This is a genomic window from Janthinobacterium silvisoli (assembly GCF_014200725.1).
In the GTDB taxonomy this organism is placed as follows: domain Bacteria; phylum Pseudomonadota; class Gammaproteobacteria; order Burkholderiales; family Burkholderiaceae_D; genus Janthinobacterium.
Genome location: NZ_JACHCL010000010.1, coordinates 75,293 through 101,184, shown reverse-complemented (window position 1 = coordinate 101,184; position 25,892 = coordinate 75,293). Strand labels below are relative to the sequence as shown.

Annotated in this window: 22 protein-coding genes and 4 tRNA genes; 9 read left to right on the top strand and 17 right to left on the bottom strand. The window is 59.2% G+C overall.

What is annotated here, in order from left to right:
• Nucleotides 1-87 precede the first annotated feature (87 nt).
• Entirely contained in the window at nucleotides 88-765 is a 678-nt protein-coding gene (locus tag HDE75_RS26630; RefSeq protein WP_221292006.1) for a PEP-CTERM sorting domain-containing protein, read from the top strand.
• Nucleotides 766-878: 113 nt separating this feature from the next.
• On the opposite strand, the gene HDE75_RS25700 is transcribed toward HDE75_RS26630, so the two are convergent.
• Both HDE75_RS25700 and dinB read right to left on the bottom strand, forming a co-directional pair.
• Nucleotides 879-1,775: a recombination-associated protein RdgC gene (locus HDE75_RS25700; RefSeq protein ID WP_183682674.1), complete on the bottom strand. Its 897-nt coding sequence runs from the start codon at nucleotides 1,773-1,775 to the stop codon at nucleotides 879-881.
• A gap of 129 nt (nucleotides 1,776-1,904) precedes the next feature.
• Nucleotides 1,905-3,104, bottom strand: a complete 1,200-nt coding sequence (gene dinB / locus HDE75_RS25695) for a DNA polymerase IV (RefSeq protein ID WP_260174408.1) — start codon at nucleotides 3,102-3,104, stop codon at nucleotides 1,905-1,907.
• 190 nt (nucleotides 3,105-3,294) lie between these two features.
• Between dinB and HDE75_RS25690 the strand changes: the two genes are divergently transcribed.
• The 8 genes from HDE75_RS25690 (at nucleotide 3,295) to HDE75_RS25655 (ending at nucleotide 8,474) form a co-directional block, all read left to right on the top strand.
• Nucleotides 3,295-5,448 carry a S9 family peptidase gene (locus tag HDE75_RS25690; RefSeq protein ID WP_183682672.1) on the top strand — a complete coding sequence of 718 codons (2,154 nt, stop codon included), beginning with the start codon at nucleotides 3,295-3,297 and terminating at the stop codon, nucleotides 5,446-5,448.
• Nucleotides 5,449-5,558: 110 nt separating this feature from the next.
• Nucleotides 5,559-5,634 (top strand) — tRNA-Val (locus tag HDE75_RS25685).
• Between the two features lie 54 nt (nucleotides 5,635-5,688).
• Nucleotides 5,689-5,765 (top strand) — tRNA-Asp (locus tag HDE75_RS25680).
• 208 nt (nucleotides 5,766-5,973) lie between these two features.
• Nucleotides 5,974-6,049: transfer RNA gene (locus HDE75_RS25675), tRNA-Val, on the top strand.
• Between the two features lie 53 nt (nucleotides 6,050-6,102).
• A tRNA-Asp gene (locus HDE75_RS25670) sits at nucleotides 6,103-6,179 on the top strand.
• Between the two features lie 105 nt (nucleotides 6,180-6,284).
• Complete coding sequence (locus HDE75_RS25665) at nucleotides 6,285-7,388, top strand: hypothetical protein (protein ID WP_183682669.1); 1,104 nt, start codon at nucleotides 6,285-6,287, stop codon at nucleotides 7,386-7,388.
• Complete coding sequence (locus HDE75_RS25660; RefSeq protein ID WP_183682665.1) at nucleotides 7,379-8,005, top strand: ABC transporter ATP-binding protein; 627 nt, start codon at nucleotides 7,379-7,381, stop codon at nucleotides 8,003-8,005. The genes HDE75_RS25665 and HDE75_RS25660 overlap by 10 nt, the downstream gene beginning before the upstream one ends.
• A gap of 124 nt (nucleotides 8,006-8,129) precedes the next feature.
• Nucleotides 8,130-8,474, top strand: a complete 345-nt coding sequence (locus HDE75_RS25655) for a CzcE family metal-binding protein (RefSeq protein ID WP_183682663.1) — start codon at nucleotides 8,130-8,132, stop codon at nucleotides 8,472-8,474.
• 58 nt (nucleotides 8,475-8,532) lie between these two features.
• On the opposite strand, the gene ahpF is transcribed toward HDE75_RS25655, so the two are convergent.
• From ahpF to HDE75_RS25580, 15 genes are all read right to left on the bottom strand, one after another.
• Nucleotides 8,533-10,128, bottom strand: coding sequence for an alkyl hydroperoxide reductase subunit F (gene ahpF / locus HDE75_RS25650; protein WP_183682660.1), 1,596 nt, complete (start codon nucleotides 10,126-10,128; stop codon nucleotides 8,533-8,535).
• A gap of 100 nt (nucleotides 10,129-10,228) precedes the next feature.
• On the bottom strand, nucleotides 10,229-10,792 hold the full coding sequence (ahpC, locus tag HDE75_RS25645; RefSeq protein ID WP_183682657.1) for an alkyl hydroperoxide reductase subunit C: 564 nt from the start codon (nucleotides 10,790-10,792) through the stop codon (nucleotides 10,229-10,231).
• A gap of 191 nt (nucleotides 10,793-10,983) precedes the next feature.
• Nucleotides 10,984-11,385 (bottom strand): DUF3597 domain-containing protein, encoded by a 402-nt coding sequence (locus HDE75_RS25640; protein ID WP_183682654.1) that lies wholly within the window; start codon nucleotides 11,383-11,385, stop codon nucleotides 10,984-10,986.
• Nucleotides 11,386-11,471: 86 nt separating this feature from the next.
• On the bottom strand, nucleotides 11,472-11,864 hold the full coding sequence (gene rbsD, locus HDE75_RS25635; RefSeq protein WP_183682649.1) for a D-ribose pyranase: 393 nt from the start codon (nucleotides 11,862-11,864) through the stop codon (nucleotides 11,472-11,474).
• Nucleotides 11,865-11,873: 9 nt separating this feature from the next.
• Complete coding sequence (gene rbsK, locus HDE75_RS25630) at nucleotides 11,874-12,779, bottom strand: ribokinase (RefSeq protein WP_183682647.1); 906 nt, start codon at nucleotides 12,777-12,779, stop codon at nucleotides 11,874-11,876.
• Nucleotides 12,776-13,828 carry a LacI family DNA-binding transcriptional regulator gene (locus HDE75_RS25625; protein WP_183682644.1) on the bottom strand — a complete coding sequence of 351 codons (1,053 nt, stop codon included), beginning with the start codon at nucleotides 13,826-13,828 and terminating at the stop codon, nucleotides 12,776-12,778. The genes rbsK and HDE75_RS25625 overlap by 4 nt, the downstream gene beginning before the upstream one ends.
• 17 nt (nucleotides 13,829-13,845) lie before the next feature.
• Complete coding sequence (locus HDE75_RS25620) at nucleotides 13,846-14,817, bottom strand: ABC transporter permease (RefSeq protein ID WP_183682641.1); 972 nt, start codon at nucleotides 14,815-14,817, stop codon at nucleotides 13,846-13,848.
• Nucleotides 14,818-14,836: 19 nt separating this feature from the next.
• A complete protein-coding gene (locus HDE75_RS25615; protein WP_183682638.1) occupies nucleotides 14,837-16,399 on the bottom strand; it encodes a sugar ABC transporter ATP-binding protein in 1,563 nt (520 codons plus the stop codon).
• 75 nt (nucleotides 16,400-16,474) lie between these two features.
• Nucleotides 16,475-17,434 (bottom strand): sugar ABC transporter substrate-binding protein, encoded by a 960-nt coding sequence (locus HDE75_RS25610; protein ID WP_183682635.1) that lies wholly within the window; start codon nucleotides 17,432-17,434, stop codon nucleotides 16,475-16,477.
• A gap of 316 nt (nucleotides 17,435-17,750) precedes the next feature.
• The gene (locus tag HDE75_RS25605) at nucleotides 17,751-20,006 is read right to left on the bottom strand and encodes a YgiQ family radical SAM protein (protein ID WP_221292005.1); all 2,256 of its coding nucleotides are present in this window, start codon (nucleotides 20,004-20,006) and stop codon (nucleotides 17,751-17,753) included.
• 225 nt (nucleotides 20,007-20,231) lie between these two features.
• The gene (locus HDE75_RS25600; RefSeq protein WP_183682630.1) at nucleotides 20,232-20,519 is read right to left on the bottom strand and encodes a DUF4404 family protein; all 288 of its coding nucleotides are present in this window, start codon (nucleotides 20,517-20,519) and stop codon (nucleotides 20,232-20,234) included.
• An 11-nt stretch (nucleotides 20,520-20,530) separates the two neighbouring features.
• Nucleotides 20,531-20,743: a VF530 family protein gene (locus tag HDE75_RS25595; RefSeq protein ID WP_183682627.1), complete on the bottom strand. Its 213-nt coding sequence runs from the start codon at nucleotides 20,741-20,743 to the stop codon at nucleotides 20,531-20,533.
• 120 nt (nucleotides 20,744-20,863) lie between these two features.
• The gene (locus HDE75_RS25590; RefSeq protein WP_183682624.1) at nucleotides 20,864-23,020 is read right to left on the bottom strand and encodes a M3 family metallopeptidase; all 2,157 of its coding nucleotides are present in this window, start codon (nucleotides 23,018-23,020) and stop codon (nucleotides 20,864-20,866) included.
• Nucleotides 23,021-23,271: 251 nt separating this feature from the next.
• Complete coding sequence (locus HDE75_RS25585; protein ID WP_183682621.1) at nucleotides 23,272-25,431, bottom strand: M3 family metallopeptidase; 2,160 nt, start codon at nucleotides 25,429-25,431, stop codon at nucleotides 23,272-23,274.
• A gap of 154 nt (nucleotides 25,432-25,585) precedes the next feature.
• Nucleotides 25,586-25,804 carry a SlyX family protein gene (locus HDE75_RS25580; protein ID WP_183682711.1) on the bottom strand — a complete coding sequence of 73 codons (219 nt, stop codon included), beginning with the start codon at nucleotides 25,802-25,804 and terminating at the stop codon, nucleotides 25,586-25,588.
• Nucleotides 25,805-25,892 lie beyond the last annotated feature (88 nt).

The following is a 25,892-nucleotide window of genomic DNA, read 5'->3' as shown; positions in this document are numbered from 1 at the left end:
GCAATGTATTTGTTCATAATTACAATTTTTTCCTATGCTTCAGTGCTATATTTTGCTCATCGACTCAATCCTCTTCGGGAATCCATCATGACCAAGCACGCATCGGCTGCAAAAATTTTTCAACTGGCAGCAGTTACCGCCGCGTTTGCGCTGAGTGGCGCCGCCCAGGCAGTCAATACGCTCAGCAATGAGTACACGGTCACGACATCGGTCAGCGCCGCAGGTGTGAATACCTGGACTTTCGATTACAGCGTGCTCAATAATAATCAGGGTATCGGTGGCCAGACCGGCCTCGATGGCTTTACGATCTTCGTACCAGTCACGGCCAGCCTGGTCAGCTCCACCGCCCCCGCTCCTTACAACGGTGCGCCAGGCTTCTGGTCGCAAGGCAGCGGCGCGCAACTGGACCTGGCTGGCAACGGTACACAAAATCTGGTAGCGCCAGAAGGTTACGCCGCGTACACTTGGTGGGGTCAAAATACCCAATCCGTGTACACGCCAGGCTCGACGGCGAACTTCAGCATTACCTTGAGCAATGTTGCCGTTGGCAATAACACCGTCGGCCTGACCACTTATTTCGGCTTCGGCGCTGCAACGGCAGAATCTGCCAGCAATCAAAACGGCAATTATTCTACCTTTACCGGCAACTTCGTTTCACCGGTGGCGGCAGTGCCTGAACCGGGAACCTACGCCATGCTGCTGGCCGGCCTGGGTCTGCTGGGCTTCGTAGCACGCCGCAGGAAATCAGGCCAGCACGCTGCTTGATTTTCAATTTGTAGTCTTGAGACCAGACCGCTACCAGCGGGCTTTTTATTGCAAAAACGGCCCGGTGCATACTGCCACCGGGCCGTCAGGACTGACCGTGTTGAACTGGAAACTTAAGCGGTCGCTTCGCCGCCGAGTGCTTCAACCACGTCGGCCATGAGTTTACTCAGCTCGCCCGTCATCAGCATCAGGTCGCCATCGAAACGCTCTTCATCGTTCTTGGTGCTCGATTCGGTTTCCTTGATCACGTCCAGCGGCTTGACGCTCTTGATGGCCAGCGATTCGGTCAGCACGAACGATATCTTGTCATTCCAGGTCATGGCCAGGCGCGTGCATTGCTTGCCGGCCGCGATATGGCGGCGTACATCGTCCGCTTCCAGCGTGTGGCGCACATAGCGCACGGTGGCCTTGCTTTCGCCGGTGGCCCGCAATTCCGTATCCATGTCCACCGTGAAACCGGCAGGCGCGTCGTCCGCTTGCAGCCATTCGGTCATTACCGCCACTGGCGAGCGCTGCACGCGCAGGCTTTCCAGCGGCAATTTGTCGACCGCTTTCAGCAGCAGCTTGATCACTTCGTCAGCCTTGGCCGGGCTGGCCGCATCGACCACCAACCAGCCATTGACGGGGTCGATCCAGGTCCACACATTGCTGCGAATGCTGAAGGCGCGCGGCAGCAGTTCGTCGGCCACGCGTTCCTTCAATTCCTTCATGGCTTTCTTGCCTGGTGCAAAGCCTTGCGCTTCTTCCATTTCAGCAGCGCGGGCCTTGGCCACCTGGTTGATCACGGTGGCGGGCAACAGTTTCTTTTCTGTTCCCAGCAAGATCAGCATCTGCTTGTTCACTACGTGAACCAGGCCACCGTTAGGGCGTGGCGTATCCCAGCCCTGGCGCATCAGATCCATGCTGGTCGCCGGCGTAAATTTGTTCGAGGCCAATGCCTCTTCCAGTTGTTCTGGCGTATAAGCCCAAGGAGCGGGCAGGCGGTAAATCTGAAGATTCTTGAACCACATAGTTTTTGTCTTCCGTTTGTTTCAGTAGTGCCAGGGGAACGCCATTCTACACTTTTGACATGGCGATGCCGTCAAAGGCGCGGTCGGGCGCGGTGCTTTTTTCGCAATCAATAAAATGGGGCGATGCCGCTACAGGGCGGGGAACAGCTCCGCCTGCGCAGGGACTTGCCGCGCTTGCTGTATTTGCAGGGCAGGATCGCACAAGGTCGAGATGCGCACGCCCAGCAGGCGGATTTTTTTCTCGAACGGCACCCGCTTTAAACAATCGCGGCTGGCGCGCAGGATGGCGCTGGCCTCTGCCGTCGCGCTGGGCAAGGTGATGTCGCGCGTCACCGTGCTGAAATCTTCGAAGCGCAGCTTGATGCCCACCGTGCGCCCCGCCAGCGCCTGCTTGTCCAGGTCGCCCGCCACCCGCGTGCACAGGCTTTCCAGTTTTTCCGACAGGATGGCGCGGTCGCGCACCACCTGCAGATCGCGCTCGAACGTCGTCTCGCGGCTGACGGACTTGGTTTCGCGGCTGGTCTGCACGGGCCGTTCATCGATGCCCTGCGCCGCCTGGCACAGCCAGCTCGTGTACAGGTCGCCGAACTGCGTGCGCAGCATGCCCGTGTCCGCTTGCGCCAGTTCGCCGATGGTGACTATGCCCAGCGCTTCCAGCTTGGCGGTGGCCTTGGGACCGATGCCATTGATTTTTTTTGCCGGCAAGGGCCAGACGCGGGTGGCCACATCGTCGGGATGCAAGATGGTCAAGCCATTCGGTTTTTCCAGGTCGGAGCATATTTTCGCCAGCAGTTTGTTCGGCGCCAGACCGATCGAGCACGACAATCCTGTCGCCTCGAACACGGCCGCTTTCAGGCGGGCGGCCATGGCAGGCGCTTGTTCGCCATATTCGGTGAGGTCGATATAAATCTCGTCGATGCCCACGTTTTGAATCACGGGCGCGATATTGGCTACGGCTTGCTTGAAGCGCGCCGAATACTCGCGATACGCCTCGAAATCGGCCGGCAATAAAATGCTGTCCGGCGCTAGCTTGGCCGCCTTCATGATGCCCATCGCAGAAAACACGCCAAAGGCCCGCGCTTCATAGGTGGATGTGGTGACCACGCCGCGCCCCACGTAATCGCGCATGCGCGCATATTGCCGCGTGCCATCGGCCTGCAGCACCGGTTGCTGCAAGCGGCCACCACCGATCACGACGGGCTGGCCGCGCAATTCCGGATATTTCAGCAATTCGACGGACGCAAAAAACGCATCCATATCCAGGTGGGCTATCCAGCGGCGGGCGTCCCCGCAACGCGCATCGGCAGATGAAGAAACAGATGTGGTCAAGGACACCTCGCGGCGGTTAAGCCTGCCTGCAGACGGTTGCGGCAAGATACTGTGTATGCATACAGTATTACCTGAAATGCGGCAGGATGCAAGTTGAAACGAACGGCACTCAGGGCCATGACGGGGATCAACGGTTGCTTTTCTCAATGACAAGATTAAAATCTTGGCACAACACTAAAAAGGAGTTGACTTGTCTATTGCCCATCACGCCATGCGTCGCTTGTCCCTTTGTTCGACCATCTTGCCTGCCTTGCTGCTATCGGGTGTAGCGCAAGCTGCCGATGCCCCCGTCGCACCTGTTGCGCCTGTCGCTGCCAAGACAGCCTGGCAGGAAACCCGCCACGGCACCGTCGTGACCGATGATTACCGCTGGCTGCAAAAGAAAACCGATCCTGCCGTCATCGACTACCTGAATGCGGAAAATGCCTACACGGCAGCCGTCACGGCGCCGATACAGCCGCTGGCCGACAAGGTCTTTGCGGAAATCAAGGGCCGCATACAGGAAGTGGACTTGTCCGTGCCTGTGCGTATTGGCAACTTCTACTATTACACGCGCACCGAGGCGGGCAAGCAGTATGCGATCAATTGCCGCCGCCCCGTGGGCGCCAATGGCGCCTATGATGCGCAAGCGGCCGAAGAAATCCTGCTGGACCAGAACAAGTTAGCCGAAGGCCAGAAATTCTTTTCGGTGCGCGCCTTTTCCGTCAGCCCGAATGAGCAATTGCTCGCCTACACCACCGACACCACGGGCTTTCGCCAGTACGAATTGCATATCAAGGATTTGAAGACGGGCCAATTGCTGACCGACAGCATGCCGCGCGTTACTTCGCTGGCCTGGGCGGCGGACAACGCCACCTTGCTGCTGGTACAGGAAGACGCTACCACCAAGCGTTCGGACCGCCTGTTCCGCCTGGCCCTGGGCGGCACGCCGCAAGAGGTTTACCACGAAGCAGTGGAACAATTCTCCATCAACGTGGGCCGCACGCAAGACAAGAAGTTCTTTGTGCTGCGCGCCGGCAGCACCGATACCAGCGAAATCTCTTTGCTGCCAACCGACCAGCCGAACGGCGTCTTCAAATCGGTCTTGCCGCGTGAAAAAGGCCACCGCTACAGCGTCGAACACCGCGATGGCCTGCTGTACATCCTGACCAACAAGAATGCCAAGAACTTCCGCATCGTCAGCGCGCCGCTGTCAGCGCCCCAATCCAAGAACTGGAAGGAGCTGGTGCCGCATGACAAGAATGCCGTCATCAAATCGCTCGATGTGTTCCAAAACTATCTGGTGGTGATGGAAAAATCGCGCGCTCTGAACCGCGCGCGCATCTACGATTTCGCCAGCAAGCACTGGAAAACCGTGCAATTCGACGACCCGGTCTACCTGGCCAACCCGGCTGGCACGCCAGAATTTAACGCCACGCAATTTCGCATGTCGTATCAATCGCCCGTCACGCCACCGACCGTCATCGATGTGTCGATGAAAGACGGCAAGCGCACGGTGCTGAAACAGCAGGAAGTCGTCGGCGGTTATGATGCTTCCCGCTACACCACCCAACGCCTGTGGGTGACAGCGCGCGATGGCGTGCAAGTGCCACTGTGGGTGGTCTACAAGAAAGGCGTCAAGCTCGACGGTTCCGCCCCGCTGCTGCTGTACTCGTATGGTTCCTACGGCATTTCCACGGAAGCTGGTTTCTCGATCGCCCGCCTCAGCCTGCTGGACCGTGGCGTGATCTATGTGCAGGCGCATATCCGTGGCGGCACCGACATGGGCGAAGCCTGGCATGAAGACGGCATGCTGATGAAGAAGAAAAACACTTTTAATGACTTCATCGACAGCGCCGACTACCTGGTGCGCGAAAAATGGACCAGCCCGAACCGCCTGATCATCCAGGGCGGCAGCGCCGGCGGCTTGCTGATGGGCGCCGTCGTCAACATGCGCCCGGAACTGTTCCACGCGGTGCACGCGGCCGTACCGTTTGTCGACGTGATGAACACCATGATGGACGCCAGTCTGCCGCTGACCACCGGCGAATACCTGGAATGGGGCAACCCGAATGAAAAGGCGGCCTACGACTACATGCTCAGCTACTCGCCGTATGACAACATTGCTCGCAAGAACTACCCAGCCATGCTGGTGACGACGGGCTTGAACGATAGCCAAGTGATGTACTGGGAACCGGCCAAGTACGTGGCCAAGCTGCGCGCCTACAAGACCGACAACCATCCCTTGTTGCTGAAAACGAATATGGGCGCTGGCCACGGCGGCGCGTCGGGCCGCTATGACGCGATTGCGGAAGGGGCTTTCAATACGGCCTGGATGCTGTCGCAATGGGGCATTACAGAATAAATTGGCACTAAATGGAAAAAAGCGCTTGCATCAGGATTTTCGTCGTCCTATAATAGCGCCTCTTCCAGACGTGGTGACAAACGTCAGGATAGTTTTCTGAGTCAAGCATTGGGTGCTTAGCTCAGTTGGTAGAGCGGCGCCCTTACAAGGCGTAGGTCGGGAGTTCGAGCCTCTCAGCACCCACCAAATCAGAAAACTGTCCAGTGCTTCATGGATCAGCAATACAGATCATACGAGCTTGGAGTGGTAGTTCAGTTGGTTAGAATACCGGCCTGTCACGTCGGGGGTCGCGGGTTCGAGTCCCGTCCGCTCCGCCAATAAAAGAAAAGCCCTTTGCTTCCTGGAAGCAGAGGGCTTTTCCCATTTCAGGCCCGAAAAATCCACCTCGATACCCCATCCTGAAAAAAATGGCAGTTTTTTGCAAAAAACCATGTCGTAACAGTTGCAGAAGCGGCAGAGGCTACCTATAATGATGCCTCTTCCAGACGTGGTGACAAACGTCGGGATAGTTTTCTGGGATATAGCGGGTGCTTAGCTCAGTTGGTAGAGCGGCGCCCTTACAAGGCGTAGGTCGGGAGTTCGAGCCTCTCAGCACCCACCAAACAGAAAATTATCCAGTGCTTCATGGATCAGCAATACAGATCATACGAGCTTGGAGTGGTAGTTCAGTTGGTTAGAATACCGGCCTGTCACGTCGGGGGTCGCGGGTTCGAGTCCCGTCCGCTCCGCCAATAAAAGAAAGGCCCTTTGGTTCTCTGAACCGAAGGGCTTTTCCCATTTCAGGGCTGGAAATTCACTGCTAGAATCTGCCCACTCCGCCTACCCAGATCCCCACGATGCGCTTGCCTCGCAGTACCCATCCCTATCTCGCCCTGCGCATGCGCCTGGCGCATCATGCGCTGCTGCAATTTATCGCCAGTCTGACCAGTTCTGTGGAAATCTTCGTGCTGCTGGCCGGGCCAGTCTTGCTGGGCCTGCTCAGCGTAATGGCCCTGCCTGGCTTGATGGCGCCCACCCTGCCCTGGCCGACAGCGCTGGGTCTGCTGAGCGCCCAGATACTGCTGACCAGCCTGCCCGCCTGGCTGCTGCGCAAGCGCTTGTTGCCCGGTCCCATCGCGGCCTGGCTGCGCCAGCTGCCCGTGGCGCCGCGCCTGCGCTGGTCAGCCGATGCGTTGGTAGCCGGCATGCTGATGCTACCGCTGGGTATTGCCTATGCCATTTCGATCATCGTGTGGCTGGTGCAGTCGCCGGCCTGGCTGCACGCCGTCCTGGCGCCAGGCATCGCCATCAACCTGGCCGTCTGGCTGCTGGCCTGGCTGTTATCGACTTGCATATTGAGCTTGCGCATGCGTGCGCCACGGCCCGTGCAACAGGCGCAGGAGCAAACGACGAGCGTATATGTGCCCCACACGCCGCGCTGGCGCACCGTGTTCCTGTGGCGGCGTTTGTTCTGGCTGCCGTTCTGGCGCAATGAGAATGTGACCGGTATGCAGCAAAGCCTGCTGCTGGCCGGGACTGTCGCCAGCATGCTGGCCTGGCTGCTGCGCGTGCCGGTCGTGCCCGGCCCCTTGCTGGGCCTGCTGGCCAGCGCCAGCCTGGTCATTTTGACGGACCGCGGCGACAAGGCTGTGCGCGAACAAATCGCGATGTTGCGCCCATCGCTGGACGCCTGGCCCATTGCCAGCAAACCGTTGACCGTGCTGGCCTGTGCCTTCGGTGTGCTGCCCGGCCTGGCCGTGCTGCTGGGCGCCGGCCTTGTATTGCACTGGGCCGATGCGAGCGCCTTGCAGCGCCGCGTGCCACTGGTGTATGCCGTCGTCTCTGCGATTTGCCTGCTGGCCATCGCAGGCTTGCCCCGCCTGACGGCACGGGGCAGGGTCGCGCTGGTCGTCTTCTCCATCCTTGCCTTGAGCGCTATCGGAAGCGAATTATGGAATTGAATCTTTCTTCTCCCGTGCTGCATATCGAGCAGCTCGATTTTTTTTTCGCCACGCATAGCGTCTTCCAGCGCTTCAGCCGGCAGTTCGGTCCCGGCATCACCTGGCTGCGCGGCGCCAATGGCGCTGGCAAGACCACCTTGCTGAAACTGGCGGGCGGCGCCCTGCAGCCCGCGCGCGGAACCATCCGCCTGGACGAACTCGATAGCAGCTTCCAGCCGCTGGCCTACCGTGCCCAGGTTTTCTATTGCGGCGGCGACACGCCGGCCCTGCCCTGGCTGCAGGTACACGAATTTCTCGACCTGCACCTGGCCCTGTATCCGGGCAGCGACAAGGCATTACTGAATGATGAACTAAGCGCGTTTGCCATGACGTCGACCTTACAGCAAAGCATCACCGCCCTGTCCCTGGGCCAGCATAAAAAATTGCAGCTGGCACTTGCGTTAGCCCTGCCCGTGCGCTTGCTGCTGATCGACGAACCGTTCAACGGCCTCGACGCCAGCGCCATGGCTTATTTGCGCCAGCGCCTGTCCGAACCGCAGCGCCTGGCCCGCCAATGCATCGTGCTGACCAGCCATCTGGAACCGCAAGTGCCGCTGGCGGCGACCTTGGAACTGTAGCTTTTATACCCAGGCTTTGCCGTCTAGCCACAGAACAGGGTACGATGCCGTCTGCGCCACGCTGGCGATCCTGGCGATACGGCGTAGCGGTGCAACCCTGCATCGATCTATCTTGGAGAAGAGCATGTTGAGATTCCCTGGCGCGACTATCGCCGTCTTGAGCCTGAGCCTGGCATTCGGCGCCAACGCGTACGCCACCGGCCCGACCAGTGCCGCCGCCGACTATGGCAGCCCCGCCAGCCAAGACAACGCCACGCGCACCATCACCGTCGCACCCGGCGAGAAAACCATCAACGTCACCCGTGGAGAAACGGTCACCATCGTCATCGGCCAACAGCGCTTCAGCTGGAACGTGCAAACCTACAGCAATACCACCGTCTTCGCCCTGGCCGAGATCGCACCGAAGGAGATGTCCACCGAAGATATCCTGGTGTATGTGGCCAGCGATCCCCTGTACACCGGTAGCTGAGACGTAAAAAAACCGGAATAGCCTTGCAGCCATTCCGGTTTGTTCCAGCGCAAAAAACTTAAGCGGTCAGCGCTTCTTTCGCGGCCGATTCTTCTACCACTTCATCGTCGCCCGAGCGGATCAGGTGGTCAAAGGCGGACAGGGCAGCCTTGGCGCCTTCGCCGGTGGCGATGATGATTTGCTTGTACGGCACGGTCGTCACGTCGCCGGCAGCGAACACGCCGGGGATCGAGGTCTGGCCACGGGCATCGACTTCGATTTCACCGTGACGCGACAGCGACAAGGTGCCTTTCAGCCATTCGGTGTTCGGCACCAGGCCGATCTGCACGAACACGCCTTCCAGTTCCACTTTCTTCGCTTCGCCGCTGACCCGGTCCTTGTAGCTCAGGCCATTGACGATCTTGCCGTCGCCGTGGATCTCGGTGGTTTGCGCCGACATGATCACGGTCACGTTCGGCAAGCTGCGCAGCTTGCGTTGCAGCACTTCATCGGCACGCAGTTGATCGCCGTATTCGATCAGGGTCACGTGCTTGACCAGGCCAGCCAGGTCGATCGCCGCTTCCACACCGGAGTTGCCGCCGCCGATCACGGAAACGCGCTTGCCCTTGAACAAAGGACCGTCGCAGTGCGGGCAGTAGGCAACACCACGATTGCGGTATTCCTTCTCGCCCGGCACATTGATTTCGCGCCAGCGGGCGCCGGTAGCCAGGATGACGGTTTTGCTTTTCAGCACGGCGCCGCTGGCCGTTTCGATTTCAATCAGCTTGCCCGGCGTCAGCTTGGCGGCGCGCTGGGTATTCATGATGTCCACTTCGTATTGCTTGACGTGCTGTTCCAGCGCCACGGCAAATTTAGGGCCATCGGTTTCCTTAATCGAAATAAAGTTTTCGATCGCCATGGTATCGAGTACCTGGCCGCCGAAACGCTCGGCTAGCACGCCCGTCTTGATGCCTTTGCGGGCAGCGTAGATGGCTGCTGCCGCACCGGCAGGGCCGCCGCCGACGATCAGCACGTCGAACACGTCTTTCTTGCTCAACGCTGCCGCCTGGCGTACGCCGGCGTTCTTGTCCAGCTTGGCGAGGATTTCCTCGACATTGGTGCGGCCCTGGCCAAAGTGTTCACCGTTCAGGAACATCATCGGCACAGCCATGATCTGGCGCGCTTCGACTTCTTTCGGGAACACGCCGCCATCGATGGTGGTGACCTTGATGCGCGGGTTAATCACCGACATGGCGTTGAGCGCCTGCACCACTTCCGGGCAGTTATGGCAGCTCAGCGAAATAAACGTTTCAAATTCGTAATCGCCTTCGAGGTTGCGGATCTGCTCGATCACGGCATCGTCGAATTTGATGGTGTGGCCGCCCACTTGCAGCAGCGCCAGCACCAGCGAGGTAAATTCATGGCCCAGCGGGATGCCGGCGAAGCGTACGCCGATATCGGTGCCTGGGCGGTTGATACTGAACGACGGCGTGCGTTCCTGGTCGTCGCGGCGCTCCACCAGCGTAATGCGCTCGCTCAACAGGGTAATTTCCTGGAGCAGTTCCTGCATTTCACGGGCCTTGGCACTGTCATCGAGAGACGCGACGATCTCAATCGGCTGCACGACCTTTTCCAAATAGGCTTTCAACTGGGTTTTGAGAGTGGCATCTAACATGATCGACTTCCTTCCTTATTATTCTGCAGTAACACTACTGCGGGTAACTGATGCCGGAACGGACCAGCCGGTCCGGCATGCACTACTGATTACTTACGACTTAGATCTTGCCGACCAGGTCCAGCGATGGGGTCAGGGTAGCTGCGCCTTCGGTCCATTTAGCTGGGCAAACTTCACCTGGGTGAGCGGCAACGTATTGTGCTGCCTTCACTTTGCGCAGCAGTTCCGAAGCGTCACGGCCGATGCCGTTGTCATGCACTTCCAGCACTTTGATGAAGCCGTCTGGATTGATCACGAAGGTGCCGCGCAGTGCCAGGCCTTCTTCTTCGATCAGCACTTCGAAGTTACGCGACAACACGGTGGTTGGGTCGCCGATCAGTGGGTATTGCACTTTCTTGATCGCGTCCGAGGTGTCGTGCCATGCTTTGTGAGCAAAGTGGGTGTCGGTCGAGATACCGTAAACTTCAACGCCCAGTTTTTGGAATTCAGCGTAGTTGTCGGCCAGGTCTTCCAGTTCGGTTGGGCAAACGAAAGTGAAGTCGGCTGGGTAGAACACGAATACGGACCACTTGCCTTTCAAGGACTCTTCGGTCAAATCGATGAATTTGCCATTTTGGTAAGCGGTTGCTTTGAATGGTTTAACTTGGGTATTGATCAGAGACATTGTAGTTTCCTCGTGGGTTGTGAATCGATAAATGCTAGTGTACGGATTTTTCTTCCATATGCAAAATTGATTGTAACAATAGTTTTGATACTTTTTGACTATCGCTACCGCATAGGGATAGCGATATTATCGCTGTTCCGGGAAAATTGGATAGCAGCGGGCGCGCCGGCCCGCTGCAATGAGAAGACTTACTACTGAAGATCGGCGGGCACTTTACCGCCGTTGGCGGCCAGCTTGATCATGACTTGCTTGTGCAGCCAGATATTCATGGACGCCGAGTCATTGGTGTCGCCAGTGAAATGCAGTTCACCGGCCAGTTCCTTGCGTGCGGCCAGGCTGCTGTCGAGGTCAAGCAACTTCAAGAGATCGACGATCGATGTACGCCAATTGAGTTGCTGCGCGTTCTTTTGCGCCAGGCCATTCAACACCACTTCCACATCGACTTCGGTGATAGCAACGGGTGCTGGGGCCGGTGCTGCCGCCGGAGCGGCCGCTGGCGCAGCAGGCGCCGCTGCCGGGGTTGCAGCCGGCGTGGCGGCAGCGTCTGGCGTGCGGTGGAATATTTTGTTGAAGATATTGCCGAGAATACTCATGGTGCACCTCCATAGGAAAAGGAGGCCCATTGTGGCAGATGGCGCTATTCCGGGGCGGACGCTAGGCGCCGCCCTGGGGACAAGCTTTAAAACACCACGCCGGCCACCAGAATCACGTTGGCGTACGGCGTGCATTCCCCCGTACGCACGATGGCGCGCGCGCGCTTGCTCAGCTGCTTGAACTCTTCATGCGACAGCCGGCGCGCATCGGGCAGGTGCAAGGCCGCCACTTGGGCGGCAATCGCAGGATTGTGCTGCGGCAACTCTTCTGCCAGCACGTGGTATTCCACCTGCATTTCACTGAGCACGGTGTGCACTGTCTCGATGAAACCTGGCACACCACGCGTCAGGGCCAAGTCGATCAGGAGCACGCCCGGCTGCGACGGCAAGCCGGCGTCGCCGATGACGACCATGTCGCCATGGCCTAGCGAAGCGATCAGTTGCGACAGGGCGATATTGAGCAGCGGTGATTTCTTCATGGCTGAAAATTAAAATAATTCGTGCAAGTAAGGAATCGACGTCTGCGCGCCGGGCTTGGTGACACTCCAGGCGGCCGCACGCTGGCCCTGGGCGATCGCTTCAGCCTCATCCAGGCCCGAGGCCAGGCCGGCCACAAAACCGCCAATAAAGGTGTCGCCAGCGGCGGTGGTGTCGACTGCCTTGACGACTTCGGCCGGGAAGTCATAATCGCCGCCATACAGGGCGGCGTGAACGCCCTTGGAGCCGAGCGTAATGATGACGTTGTCGCTGCCCTGCTTTTGCAAGGCGCGCGCCAGGGTGCTGGCGTCACTGCTGTCGACGCCGGTCAGCATGGCCGCCTCGATTTCATTCGGGATCAGATAATCAACCTGTTCCAGCAAGCCAGCCGGCACTTGCGCGGCCGGCGCCGGGTTGAGCACCACCGTCTTGCCCAAGGAGCGGGCCAGCTTGATCGCGTGTTCCACGGTAGCCATTGGCGTTTCCAGCTGCAGCACCACGATGCCGGCCTGGGCGATCAGTTCTTTCGCTGCATCAATGTGCGCCGGACTCAGCAAATCGTTCGCGCCACCGGCGATCACGATGCTGTTCTGGCCATTGTCATCGACCAGGATCGAGGCGATGCCCGAGGCCACGCCCGGCAAGGTGGTGATATGGCTATCGATGATGCCGTCGCTGCGTAGTGCTGCGCGCAAGGTCGTGCCAAAAGCGTCGTCGCCCAGGCAGCCGATCATGGCCACTTGCTGGCCACCGGCTTCCACTTTGCCGCTCAGGCGGGCGCAAGCGACGGCCTGATTGGCGCCCTTGCCGCCAGGAATGGTACGGAACGCGCCACCTGTCAGGGTTTCGCCGGGAAGCGGCATGCGCGGCACGCGCAAGACCAGGTCCATATTGATACTGCCGATAACCACGATCATGGTGTTTGTCCTGTCAATTCAGTTGTTTCATTTAAAGAGTCAGCCGCTGCAGCAGTTGCAACGCTGGAACCGCGCACCTGCAGCATGGGCGCCATACTGCGCTGCTGGCGCGGCAAGCCCGGTTCGGCGATGCGCGCCAGCAAAAAGTCCGCCGTAACGCGGCCCAGTTCGCGCGTGTTTTGCGCCACGCTGGTGAGCGCCGGATACACGAAACTGGCCAGGTCGATATCATCAAAACCGACCACCGCCAGCTGGCCCGGTACGCTGATGCCCCGTTCGGCGGCCGCGCGCAGCACGCCGATGGCCATCAAGTCATTACAGCAAAATACAGCGTCCGGACGCTGGCCGGCCGGCAGCGCCAGCAAGTCCAGCGCGGCCGCATAACCGCCGGCGCTGGTGAAATCGGCATGGCGGCATAGCGCATCGGGCAACGGTACGCCAGCGTCTTGCATCGCGGCACGCGCGCCGGCGATGCGTTCATTGGAAATCGTCACTTCACGGGGGCCGGCGATGCAGGCGATGCGGCGCCGTCCCAGCGCCAGCAAGTGGCGCGCGGCCAGCACGCCGCCGGCGTGGTTATCGACCGCCACCGCATCGATCGACAAATCGTTCGGTGCGCGGTCCAGCAGCACGGCCGGTACTTTCATCTTGCGCAGCAAGGCGCCATCGCTATCAGCCAGGGCAGACAGGATGAGACCGTCGCAGCGCTTGGTCAACAGCACGTTCAGGTATTCGCGCTGCTTGACGGGGTCGTCATCGGAATTGCACAGGATCACGCTGTAGCCGGCCGCATAACAGCTGTCTTCGATGCCGCGCGCTACTTCCGAGAAGTACGGATTCGTGTTGTTGGTAATGATCAAGCCAATGGTGCCGGTGCTGCGGCTGCGCAGGGAACGCGCCAGCGCGCTGGGCACGTAATGCAATTGCTCGGCCGCCGCAAGCACAGCGGCGCGCGCCTCGTCGCTGACGGGGCGCGTATTGTTGAGGACGTGCGACACAGTGGTAAACGATACACCGGCCGCCTGCGCCACTTGTTTGATGGTTGCCATGGACTCCTAAGATTCGACTACGCGCGTTCGCCACGGCGGCGATACGTATCGAGTACCACGGCTGCGACGATCACCAGGCCCGTGATGATACGCTTGACCGGCTCGGAGACGCCCACTTGCGCGAGGCCCGCTTCCAGCACGGAAATGATCAACACGCCGATAAAGGTGCTGATGACGGAACCACGGCCGCCCATCAGGCTGGTGCCGCCGATCACCACGGCGGCGATCACTTGCAATTCCATGCCCACGCCGCCATTCGGATCGGCCGCTTCCAGGCGCGACACCTGGAACAGCGCACCGACACCAGCAAGCAGGCCCATCAAGGCGAACACCAACACTTTCGATGGTTTCGGGTTGATGCCGGACAAACGCACGGCTTCTTCATTGGTGCCGATGCCTATCCAGTGGCGTCCCAGCACGGTGCGCGTGAGCACCAGGTGGCCGATGACGACGATGGCAATCGAGGCGATAAAGGCAGGCGACAAGCCAAACAGAATCGGCGAGCTGATGCCGTCAACCGCGCTACCGATATATTCGGTGCGAGAATTGGTCACTTGATACGCCATGCCGCGCGCCATTTCCAGCACGCCCAGGGAAACGATAAACGAGGGGATGCGCCAGCCGACAGAAATCAAGCCCGTGATGGAGCCGCAGACGGCCGCCACCAGCATGCCCAGCAGGGCCGAGCTCCACACGGGCCAGCCCCAGTGCACGGTCGCCAGCGACAGTACCGATGCAGCCAGCGCCATCACGGAGCCGACCGACAGATCAATGCCGCCGATAATCAAGACAAAGGTCATGCCGACTGCCATCACCACCAAAGTAGGAATATCGTTGGACAAGGTGCTGAGGGTGGCCAGGGTAAAGAAGTTTTCGCTGGCAAACGAGAACAGTACACACATGGCCACCAGCGCGCCGATCAGGCCCGCATAGTTTTTCAGGTCGGCCAGGCTGCGCTGCAGATAGCTAGGGGAGGAAGTAGTCGTCATGGGAATCTTTCCGGCGGCATCATGCCGCAGCGGCGGGGTTGTCAGAAGAAGAGGAATTCAAATAACCGGAGAAGGCAGCCGACAGCAGCGCATCCTGGCTCCAGGCGCCGCGTTCGAAGGTTTCGACGATCTTGCCCGCGCTCATCACGGCGATACGGTCGCAGATCAGCATCAGTTCGCGCAAATCGCTGGAGACGATCACCAGGCCCTTGCCCTGGCGCGCCTGTTCGGCCAGCACCTGATAAATATCAAACTTGGCGCCGATATCGATGCCGCGCGTGGGTTCGTCGAACAGCATCACGGGGCAGTCGCGGTACAGCCAGCGGGCGATCACCACTTTTTGCTGGTTACCGCCCGACAGTTCCGCCACCGTTTGTGCGCTGTTGCGCGAACGCACGCCGAGCTGGTCGATGTAGTCGTCGGCCACCACCGCTTCTGCCGATTCGTTGAGCCAGCCGGCGCTGCTGACGGTATCGAGCGAGGCCAGGGTGGTGTTGACGGCGATCGACTGGCGCAGCAGCAAACCCTGGCCCTTGCGGTCTTCCGTGATCATGGCAATGCCAGCCTTGACGGCGGCCTGCGGCGAGCCCAAGGCGGCGGGGATTTCGCTGTCGCCGAGGAATACCTGGCCCGCGTCGGCGCGGTCAGCGCCAAAGATCAGGCGCAGCAATTCCGTGCGGCCCGAACCGATCAGGCCTGCGATGCCGAGAATTTCACCAGAACGCACCTCGAACGAGGTAGGGTGCACCACATTGCCACGCGCCAGACCCCGCACGCGCAGCAGCGGTGCGCCGATGACGCGGCCACTCAGGTCCACCGCATCGTCGGCCGAGCGGCCCACCATCAGGCTGACCAGGTCGGCAGCGGAATAATCGGTAATAGCGTCGTCGCACACCAGCTGGCCATCGCGCAGCACGGCAATGCGATCGGCCACGCGCTTGAGCTCTTCCAGGCGGTGCGAAATATAAATGATTGCCACGCCTTCTGCTTTCAGGCGTTCAATCTGCAGGAACAGCAGTTCGACTTCGCGGTGCGTCAGCATGGCGGTCGGTTCATCGAGCACCAGCAAACGGCAGGAGCCGATCAGGTTGCGCGCGATCTCGATCATTTGCTGGTGGCCTATGCCCAGTTCGCCCACCAGGGTCCACGGGTCGAGGCCGCCCAGGCCCACTTTTTCCATCTGCTCGCGCGCATCGCGCTCCAGGCGGCCACGGTCGATCCAGCCGAAACGCTGCGGCAGGTTTTTCAGGTACAGGTTTTCCGCGATCGACAGGGTGGGAATCAAATTTAATTCCTGCATCACCATGCGGATGCCCAGCGCCTCGGCCACACCGCGCGTGGCCGGCTGGTACGGTTTGCCATCGAGCAGCATGCTGCCCGTGGTGGCCGGCTCCAGGCCGCAGATGATTTTCGACAAGGTGCTCTTGCCCGCGCCGTTTTCACCGGTCAGCGCCAGCACCTGGCCAGGGGAAAAACGCAGGGCCACGCCGCCCAGCACGGGGCCGACATAGGACTTGCCGATGTTATCGAGCGTGAGCAGAGGAATGGCGTCAGACTGCGCCGGAGAAATATCGGTGGGCATGGGGGCTCCGCGTAAAAGGACAAACGGGGCCGGCGCTCGCATTACGATGGCGCTGGCCCCGGCGGGATCAAACGATCAGGACTTCGTGCCCTTGGTCACCAGCTCCACCTTGGTTTCGATGGTGCCGCCCAGTTCCGATTGTTTCTTTTTCTCTTTCAATGCTTTCAGCACGGCGTCGATGGCAAAGGCAGCTTGCTGCGAGCCGAACTGGTCAGCGGTGGCCAGCACGCGGCCATCGGCCAGCATCGGTTTGATCGCGTTGATGTTGTCGTAGCCTACGACCAATACCTTGCCGGTCTTGCCGGCGGCCTTGATGGCGGCAATCGCGCCGATGGCCATGTTGTCGTTACCGCACAGCAAAGCCTTGATATTCGGATTGGCGTTCAGCATGGCGGCGGCCACCGTATTGGCAGGGGCGATTTCCCATTGGCCAGATTGCAGGCTGACCACTTTGGCGCCGGCAGCCGTCATGGCGTCCTGGTAACCGAGGGTGCGTTGCTGCGCGTTATAGGTAGTGGACACGCCTTCGATGATGCCGACCGGGTCGCCCTTCTTGATTTGCTTGGCCAGGTAGTCGCCCACGGCCTTCGCGGCCTTGCGGTTATCCGGGCCCACGAATGGCACCGAGATGCCTTTTTCTTTCAGGGCGCCAGCGTCGAGCTTATTGTCGATATTGACGACGATGATGCCGGCGTCGATGGCTTTTTTCAGCACCGGCACCAGCGCTTTCGAATCGGCCGGCGCGATCACCAGCGCGTTGACGCGCGAGACGATCATTTGCTCGACCAGCTTGATCTGGCTGGAGGTGTCTGTTTCATCCTTGATGCCGTTCGACAGCAGATCGTACTGCGCCGCGTGGGCTTTCTGATGCGCCTTGGCGCCATCTTCCATGGTCAGGAAGAATTCATTGGCGAGCGACTTCATCACCAGCGCAACCTTCGGTTTGGCCGCCGTCTGCGCCATCGCCGGCAAGGCAGGCAGGACGCAGACGAGAGCAGCGGCAGCAATCATTTTCAGGCGAATACGGGATGTCATGACAGTCTCCAGAGTTTGTGGGCTTAGCACGTCAAAGCGGTGCTTTTTTGGAATTTCACGTCGCGCAAACGTTTGCGCGACACAAATAGTGCCTCAATGCTCTATTCGAGTGCAAGCGAAACCGACGGTGCGGTGCAGCAAAAATACCCTGTAGAAACAATTAGACCAGGCCAAAGATGATTTTCTCTAGTATAGCCATCTTTGGATTTTTTTGGACTGATCAATCCAAAATACATATTGCAAGGTCAAGCATCATGCTGATCGTTGGCCAATAAAAAACCCGGCGCAGGGCCGGGTTTGGTGAGGATCAGACCGCTTATCGGCGGCCGCTGCGGGCAGGAGTGCCGCCCTTGGCTGGCGGCTTGCTACCACGGCCAACAGGCGCGGCGGCAGGCTTCGCCTTGGTCTTGATGGTCGACAGGATCGATGGCCGCACTTTCGATTCGACGGCCGTGGCCTTCGGTGCGGCTGCCGTACCACCCAGGGCGATACGGTTCTTGCCTGGCGTCACCTTGAACTTGTCCGGCGTGCCGGCGCCATGCGTCTGGCGGCTGCGTTCGCCGGCAGCCAGGCCGCCCGCTTCGGACGAAGTCCAGGCGGGGATCAAATGCTTGTCGCCATTGCCGATCAAATCGCCACGCCCCATGTTGACCAGCGCTTCGCGCAGGATAGGCCAGTTGGCCGGGTCCTGGTAGCGCAGGAAGGCTTTATGGGTGCGGCGGATCTTGCCGCTGCGTGCTGTTTCCACCGCTTCCGAATCGTTTGTTACCTTGCGCAGCGGATTCTTGCGCGAGTGATACATGGTGGTGGCCATGGCCATCGGCGTCGGCATGAAGGTTTGCACCTGGTCCAGCTTGAAATTGTTTTTCTTCAACCACAGGGCCAGGTTCAGCATGTCCAGGTCAGTCGTGCCCGGATGGGCGGCGATAAAGTACGGGATCAGGTATTGCTTCTTGCCTGCTTCCAGCGAGAAACGATCGAACATTTCCTTGAATTCATCATAGGCGCCGATGCCGGGCTTCATCATCTTCGACAAAGTGCCCTCTTCCGTGTGCTCGGGCGCAATCTTCAAGAGGCCACCGACGTGGTGCGTGACCAGTTCCTTGACGTACTCTGGCGAACGCACGGCCAGGTCGTAGCGCAAGCCTGAGCTGATCAAGACTTTTTTGATGCCAGGAATCGCGCGCGCCTTGCGGTACAGCGAAATCAGCTTGCTATGGTCGGTACCCAGGTTGACGCAGATCGATGGATACACGCAGGACAATCGACGGCAGGAAACCTCGATCTCTTTGTCCTTGCATGCCAGGCGGTACATATTCGCGGTCGGACCGCCCATATCGGAAATGGTACCTGTAAAACCTTTGGTTTTATCGCGGATATGCTCGATTTCGCGCAGGATCGATGGTTCCGAACGGCTCTGGATGATGCGGCCTTCATGCTCGGTGATCGAGCAGAAGGTGCAGCCACCGAAGCAGCCGCGCATGATGTTGACGGAAAAACGGATCATTTCCCAGGCCGGGATATGCGCCTTGCCGTAGCTTGGGTGCGGGGCGCGCGCGTAATTCATGTCGTACACGCCATCCATCTCATCCATGGCCAGCGGCAGCGGCGGCGGATTGAGCCACACGTCACGTTCACCATGCGCCTGCACCATGGCGCGCGCATTGCCGGGATTCGATTCCAGATGGAACACGCGCGAAGCGTGCGCATACATCACGGGGTCATCCTTGACGACATCATAGGCTGGCAGGCGCACCACCGTCTTGTTATGTTTTTCCTTGGCCATCGCCAGGCGCTCTTCGCGGCTCATGATGCGGATAGGCTTGATCACTTCAGCCGACTTGGAGGCGTTTTCCGTGGCGCAGGCGGCCTTGTCTTCCTGCACCATCGCATACGGGCTGTAGTGCGGGTCGATCTTGCCGGGCACGTCCACGCGGGTGGAATTGTGCACGCCCCAGTCGTCGCCAGGCAGCCAGCCGGACGGCACCATGAAAGCCGTACCGCGCAAGTCGCGGATATCCTTGATGTGTTCGCCAGCGGCCAGACGGTGGGTCAAGTCGACCAGTGCGCGCTCGGCATTGCCGAAGATCAGCAAATCGGCCTTGGAATCGGGCAAGACGGAACGGCGGACCTTGTCCGACCAGTAATCGTAATGGGCGATGCGGCGCAGCGATGCCTCGATGCTGCCGATGACGATGGGCACGTCCGGATACGCTTCACGCGCGCGCTGGGCGTACACGGTGACGGCGCGGTCCGGGCGTTTATTCGGTTCCCCATTGGCCGTGTAGGCATCGTCGGAGCGGATCTTGCGGTCGGCCGTGTACTGGTTGACCATGGAATCCATATTGCCAGCGGTAATGCCGTAATACAGACGTGGCTTGCCCAGCACGCGGAAGGCGTCGGCCGACAGCCAGTCGGGCTGGCTGATGATGCCCACACGGTAACCCTGCGCTTCGAGCAGGCGGCCGACCAGGGCCATGCCGAAGCTGGGATGGTCGATATAGGCGTCGCCGGTGACGAGGACGATGTCGCACACATCCCAGCCCAGCGCATCCATTTCGGCGCGTGACATGGGTAAGAATGGCGCAACGGCAGCGCGGGCAGACCGCTTGGGAACGGTCGCAAATAAATTGGTAGGGGAGCTCATAGGGTACGGATTGTACCGGAATTGACTACATCCAGCCTGGCGACCGGATTTTCACTGTCGTATTTCAGCGAAAAAAACGTTTTATTTTCAATTACTTGGGAGCATGAGTCTGACATATCGCGTCAGACCCAGGCTTTTTTGACAAGGTGCTCAAATGCCCATGTTAGCCAGAATTTCACCCAGCTCACGCAAGGCTGGTTCCAGCTTCGGATGCTTCACGGCAAACTTGGCCGACAATTCCTGGCTGCGTTCGGCCAGGCCGTAGGTGGTCGACTCTTCCAGGCCGGCCAGTTGTTCCTGCGCCGCGCGTTTTGCCAGCAGCAGCTGGATGTCGCCATCGAGTTTCTGCAGCAAACCATGCAATTCTTCATCGACGGGGCCGCCGGTCTCGATGCTCGAGTGCAGCTGTTGTAACGATTCCTTGAGTTTGCTGTCCATGTCTCTTCCTGTCAGTCGGTAAATTGCGTGTCCAGGTACAACTGTTCTACCTTGCTCCTGGCCCACGGCGTCTTGCGTAAAAACTTCAGGCTAGACTTGATGCTGGGATCGCTGATAAAGCAATTGATATCGATCCGCTTGCCCAGGCCATCCCAGCCATAATGGGCTTGCAGGCGCGTCACGATGGCTTCCAGGGTGACGCCATTCAAATCTTGCTGACTCATGTTTTCTCTCTGCTACCTGTCTGCTTACTAGCTACTATGCATCTTACCCAATTTTGGCGTCCTGGTACGTTACGCTTGCGAGCGCTGGACAACGCAGCGCAAGCGTAACGATGAATCTGCTTACTTGGTGTTCAAGCCACGGCTTTCCAGCAGCGGTTCGATCTTGGCGTCACGGCCGCGGAAGTTGCGGTACAACTGCAGCGCATCGACGCTGCCGCCGCGCGACAACAGCTGGCTACGGAACCAGTCGCCGTTCTTGCGCGTCAGGCCGCCGTTTTCCTTGAACCACTCAGCCGTATCGGCGTCCAGTTTTTCGGACCACAGGTAAGCGTAGTACGCAGCCGAATATTCGCCATTGAAGCTGTGCGAGAAATACGTCGTGCGGTAGCGCGGTGGCACCGGCGGGAAATCGACGCCCGCGTCTTTCAGGGCAGCTGCTTCAAACGCCACCACGTCGGTCGGGATTTGCGACGGGCTCAGCTGGTGCCAGCGCTGATCCAGCAAGGCTGCAGCGATGTATTCCGTCGTCATGAAGCCCTGGTTGAATTTCTTCGCAGCCTTGACCTTGTCGAGCAAGTCTTGCGGCATCGGCGCGCCAGTCTGGTAATGCTTGGCGTAGTTTTGCAGTACTTCTGGCCACACAGCCCAGGTTTCATTGAATTGCGATGGATATTCCACGAAGTCGCGCGGCACGTTGGTACCGGAGAAGTATGGGTATTTCACGTTCGAGAACATGCCGTGCAGCGCATGGCCGAATTCGTGGAACATGGTGGTCACTTCATCGAAGGTCAGCAAGGTAGGCTGGCCAGCCGGTGGTTTTGGAATGTTCAGCTGGTTGGCGATTACCGGGTGGGTGCCCAGCAAGCTCGATTGCGACACATATTCATTCATCCAGGCGCCGCCTTGCTTGTTGCCGCGCGCATAGAAGTCTTCCAGGAAGATGGCCAGCGGCTTGCCGTTGGCGTCGAATACGTCATACACGCGCACGTCCGGGTTGTAGACCGGCAAATCCTTGCGTTCCTTGAAAGTAATGCCGTACAGCTTGTTGGCAGCGAAGAACACGCCGTTGGTCAGCACGTTGTTCAGTTCCAGATATGGCTTCAGCTGATTTTCATCAAAGTGGAAACGCTCGGCGCGAAGCTTGTCCGTGTAGATCGCCCAGTCTTGCGCTTCAACCTGGAAACCGCCCTTGTCGGCGTCGACCAGTTTTTGCAGATCGGCTGCTTCGCGGTGCGCATTGGCAACGGCTGGCTTGGCCAGTTCGGACAGCAGGGTGTTGACGGTCTGCGTGTTCTTGATGGTTTCATCTTCCAGCGAGTAGGCAGCATAGTTCGGGTAGCCCAGCAAAGCGGCACGGTCGGCGCGCAGCTTGGCCAGTTTCAGGACCACGCCGCGGTTGTCGAATTCGCCGCCCTGGATGCCACGGTTCAGCGAGGCTTGCATCAAGCGAGTGCGGGTATTGCGGTTGGTCAGCACAGCCAATGGCGCCTGGCCCGAGGTGTTGGTCAGCGCGATCACAAATTTGCCATCGAGGCCGCGTTTTTTCGCTTCGGCGGCAGCCGTATCGATGTCGCTGGCCGTCATGCCGTCCAGTTCAGCGCGGGTATCGACGACCAGGCCCTTGGCGTTGGCTTCTTTCAAGACGTTTTGCAGGAAGGTGGTTTGCAGGGCAGCCAGTTCGCCGTTATAGGCTTTCAGCTTTTCCTGGTCGGCCGCCGACAGCTTGGCGCCGGCGCGGACGAAGTCGGTATGGTAGCGTTCCAGCAGGCGTACCGATTCAGCGTCCAGGCCCAGCTTGTCGCGCTGGTCGTACAGGGCTTCGATACGCGCAAACAGCTTGGCGTTCAGGTGGATGCTGTCGTCGTGGGCGGCCAGTTTCGGCGAAATTTCCACGTTGATCTTGTCGATCTCGTCATTCGTGTTGGCGCCTGCCATATTGCTGAAGATGCTGTTCACGCGGTGCAGCAACTGGCCGCTGCGCTCCAGCGCCACGATGGTATTGTCGAAGGTGGCTGGCTTGGGATTGTTGGCGATGTGGTTCACTTCAGCCGTCTGGCGCTTCATGCCTTCCAGAAACGCTGGCAGATAATGTTCGTTCTTGATCAGACCAAATTGCGGCATCTGGAACGGCAGCGGGCTTGCCTTGAAGAACGGGTTCGAGGCCGAAAACGCGGCGCTGGTCGGTGCATTCGCCGTTGCGGCTGCAGGCGTTGCGGCATAGGCAACTTGAGCCAGCATCAGGCTGGCAGCAATGACGAGCAATTTAGGACGGGTCATAAAATCTTTCTCTGGGAGCGGGGTAGAACCACAGACAACTGTGCTGCGGACCAAGCGTCAAATCATATCAGCATGAAACATCGGAGTCACTGAACAGCTGCAAGTGGCTTGCACTGAGCGTTTTTCAACGGTTTTGAAAACGATTTACCAAATAAAAACGGCCGCCAGACAAGAGCGACCGTTTTTTGATAAACCCGGCAAATCATCCCGAGATTATCATTCAAGCACTTACTTAAGTATTTACCTACTACTTATTTCACGTTCAGGCCACGGCGTTTCAGCAACGGTTCGATCTGTGCATCGCGGCCGCGGAAGTTGCGGTAGATGTCCAGCGCATCGGCGCTGCCGCCGCGCGATAGCAGCTTGGCACGGAACCAGTCGCCATTCTTGCGCGTCAGGCCACCGTTTTCCTTGAACCACTCAACCGTATCAGCGTCCAGTTTTTCCGACCACAGATAGGCGTAGTAACCGGCCGAATAACCGCCCGCAAACGCGTGCGAAAAATACGTGGTGCGGTAGCGCGGTGGCGCTGGCGCGTAATCGATACCCGCATCCGTCAAGGCCGTCTTTTCAAACGCCAGCACATCGGTCGGGATCTGGGCCGGGGTCAGCTGATGCCAGCGCTGGTCCAGCAGGGCCGACGCCAGGTATTCGGTAGTCTTGTAACCCTGGTTGAAATTGTCGGCTGCCGTGATTTTCGCCAGCAATTCAGCAGGAATCGGCGCACCGGTCTGGTAGTGCTTGGCGTAGTTTTGCAGCACTTCCGGCCACAGGGCCCACATTTCATTGACTTGCGATGGGTATTCCACGAAGTCGCGCGGCACGCTGGTACCCGAGAAACGCGGATATTTCACGTTCGAGAACATGCCGTGCAGCGCATGGCCGAATTCGTGGAACATGGTGTTGACTTCGTCAAACGTCATCAGGGTAGGCTGGCCCGCTTCCGGCTTCGGAATGTTCAGGTTATTGGCGATCACCGGCTTGTTGCCCAGCAAGGCCGATTGACTGACATAGGCATTCGCCCAGGCGCCACCGCGCTTGTTGCCGCGCGCATAAGGGTCCAGCGTGAAGATGGCCAGTTGCGTGCCGTCTTCGTTGAACACATCGTAGACCAGCATGTCGGCATTGTAGACAGGCAAGTCGGTGCGTTGCTTGAAGGTCAAGCCATACAGCTTGCCGGCGGCAAAGAAAACGCCCTTGGTCAGTACGCTGTGCATTTCGAAATACGGTTTCAGCTGGCTCTCGTCAAAGCTGTAGCGCTCGGTGCGCACCTTGTCGCTATAGAAGGCCCAGTCGCTGGCGGCGACCTTGAAGCCGCCTTTTTCCGCATCGATGACTTTCTGGATATCGCCCGCTTCGCGGCGCGCATTGTCGACGGCCGGCTTGGCCAGTTCGCCCAGCAAGGCGTTCACGGCGGTGGTGGTTTTGGCCGTCTGGTCTTCCAGCGAATACGCGGCGTAGTTCGGGTAGCCCATCAGGGTGGCACGTTCGGCTCGCAGGCGCGCCAGGTCCAGCACCACTTGCCGGTTGTCGAACTCGCCGCCATGGCTGCCGCGCGCTTGCGACGCGGCCATGATGCGCTCGCGCAAGGCACGATTGGTCAGCAAGGACAGCGGCGCCTGGCCCGTGGTGTTGACCAGCGCGATCACATATTTGCCTTCCAGGCCGCGCTGCTTGGCTAAGCCCGCCGCCACATCGATCGCCGCTGGCGACAAGCCATCGAGCTCTTCGCGCGTATCGACCACGATGGCCGAGGCGTTCAATTCTTTCAACACATTCTGTGCGAACTTGGTCGACAGGGCCGCCAGCTGGCCGTTGTACGATTTCAGCTTGTCCTTGTCGGCAGCTGACAGCTTGGCGCCCGCGCGCACGAAATCGGTGTGGTAGCGTTCCAGCAAGCGTTTCGATTCCGCATCCAGGCCCAGCTTGTCGCGCTTGGCGTACAGGGTATTGATGCGCTGGAACAATTTATCGTTGAGCATGATCGCATCGCTGTGGGCGGCCATTTTTGGCGCCAGCTCGCGTTCCAGGCCCTGGATGGTGTCATTCGTGTTGGAACCGGACATCACCGAAAACACGGTGCGCACGCGGCCCAGCAACTGGCCCGAGCGTTCCATGGCAACGATGGTGTTGTCAAACGTGGCTGCCTTGGGATTGTTGGCGATGGCATTGATTTCTGCCAGATGCGCAGCCATGCCGGCCGTAAAGGCGGGTGCGTAATCGGCGTCCTGCACCTTGTCGAACGGCGGGTAATGGAAGGGCAGCGCGCTCACTTGCGCAAATGGATTCGAGGCAGGCAAGGCTGCCGCTACGACAGTGCTCGAGGCAGTGACTGGCGCGTTGGTGGCGGCAAAAGCGGCTGGCGCCAGCATCAGGCTGGCGGCGATGACGAGCAGGGTTGGACGGGTCATGACTTCTTTCAAAGAGCGCAAGAGAGCCGCGATTGTGTCGCGGGCCAACTTGAAATCATAACAGCATGACACTCTTGCGTCACTCGCAACTACCGATGGTATCGAAGCCTGCGCTGATGAACGGTTTTCATCTACTACGTATCAAAACATCTGTTCAATAATGCGGCGGGCGCTCGTTGACCACTCCGCCATTGGCTTGCTGCGCGCCATCGCGCACATGTTCACCCAGCTTGTGCAGCATGGTTTCCAGCTGGTCGATGCGGCGCCCTTGCTGATACACCATCTGGTTCAAGGATTCGACCAGGTCTTCCTGCTGCGCCAGCTTGATTTCGATATCGACAAAGCGCACTTCCATCTGTTCTGCATTTTCCATAGTACTCACGATGATTCCTGGCATCAAAGACGCATTTTACCGCCCGCACTTGCGAGGCAGGTCAAACAGCATGCGCTTTACCGCAAAT

Bases quoted from the DNA above. Each gene is read 5' to 3' on its own strand.
- HDE75_RS25590 (WP_183682624.1), bottom strand. From the start codon at position 23,020: ATGACCCGTCCTAAATTGCTCGTCATTGCTGCCAGCCTGATGCTGGCT.
- ahpC (WP_183682657.1), bottom strand. From the start codon at position 10,792: ATGTCTCTGATCAATACCCAAGTTAAACCATTCAAAGCAACCGCTTAC.
- HDE75_RS25655 (WP_183682663.1), top strand. From the start codon at position 8,130: ATGTTGAGATTCCCTGGCGCGACTATCGCCGTCTTGAGCCTGAGCCTG.
- HDE75_RS25580 (WP_183682711.1), bottom strand. From the start codon at position 25,804: ATGGAAAATGCAGAACAGATGGAAGTGCGCTTTGTCGATATCGAAATC.
- HDE75_RS26630 (WP_221292006.1), top strand. From the start codon at position 88: ATGACCAAGCACGCATCGGCTGCAAAAATTTTTCAACTGGCAGCAGTT.
- HDE75_RS25620 (WP_183682641.1), bottom strand. From the start codon at position 14,817: ATGACGACTACTTCCTCCCCTAGCTATCTGCAGCGCAGCCTGGCCGAC.
- HDE75_RS25640 (WP_183682654.1), bottom strand. From the start codon at position 11,385: ATGAGTATTCTCGGCAATATCTTCAACAAAATATTCCACCGCACGCCA.
- HDE75_RS25595 (WP_183682627.1), bottom strand. From the start codon at position 20,743: ATGAGTCAGCAAGATTTGAATGGCGTCACCCTGGAAGCCATCGTGACG.
- HDE75_RS25600 (WP_183682630.1), bottom strand. From the start codon at position 20,519: ATGGACAGCAAACTCAAGGAATCGTTACAACAGCTGCACTCGAGCATC.
- HDE75_RS25585 (WP_183682621.1), bottom strand. From the start codon at position 25,431: ATGACCCGTCCAACCCTGCTCGTCATCGCCGCCAGCCTGATGCTGGCG.
- rbsD (WP_183682649.1), bottom strand. From the start codon at position 11,864: ATGAAGAAATCACCGCTGCTCAATATCGCCCTGTCGCAACTGATCGCT.
- HDE75_RS25700 (WP_183682674.1), bottom strand. From the start codon at position 1,775: ATGTGGTTCAAGAATCTTCAGATTTACCGCCTGCCCGCTCCTTGGGCT.
- HDE75_RS25665 (WP_183682669.1), top strand. From the start codon at position 6,285: ATGCGCTTGCCTCGCAGTACCCATCCCTATCTCGCCCTGCGCATGCGC.
- HDE75_RS25625 (WP_183682644.1), bottom strand. From the start codon at position 13,828: ATGGCAACCATCAAACAAGTGGCGCAGGCGGCCGGTGTATCGTTTACC.
- HDE75_RS25605 (WP_221292005.1), bottom strand. From the start codon at position 20,006: ATGTCACGCGCCGAAATGGATGCGCTGGGCTGGGATGTGTGCGACATC.
- HDE75_RS25660 (WP_183682665.1), top strand. From the start codon at position 7,379: ATGGAATTGAATCTTTCTTCTCCCGTGCTGCATATCGAGCAGCTCGAT.
- HDE75_RS25615 (WP_183682638.1), bottom strand. From the start codon at position 16,399: ATGCCCACCGATATTTCTCCGGCGCAGTCTGACGCCATTCCTCTGCTC.
- rbsK (WP_183682647.1), bottom strand. From the start codon at position 12,779: ATGATCGTGGTTATCGGCAGTATCAATATGGACCTGGTCTTGCGCGTG.
- HDE75_RS25610 (WP_183682635.1), bottom strand. From the start codon at position 17,434: ATGACATCCCGTATTCGCCTGAAAATGATTGCTGCCGCTGCTCTCGTC.
- ahpF (WP_183682660.1), bottom strand. From the start codon at position 10,128: ATGTTAGATGCCACTCTCAAAACCCAGTTGAAAGCCTATTTGGAAAAG.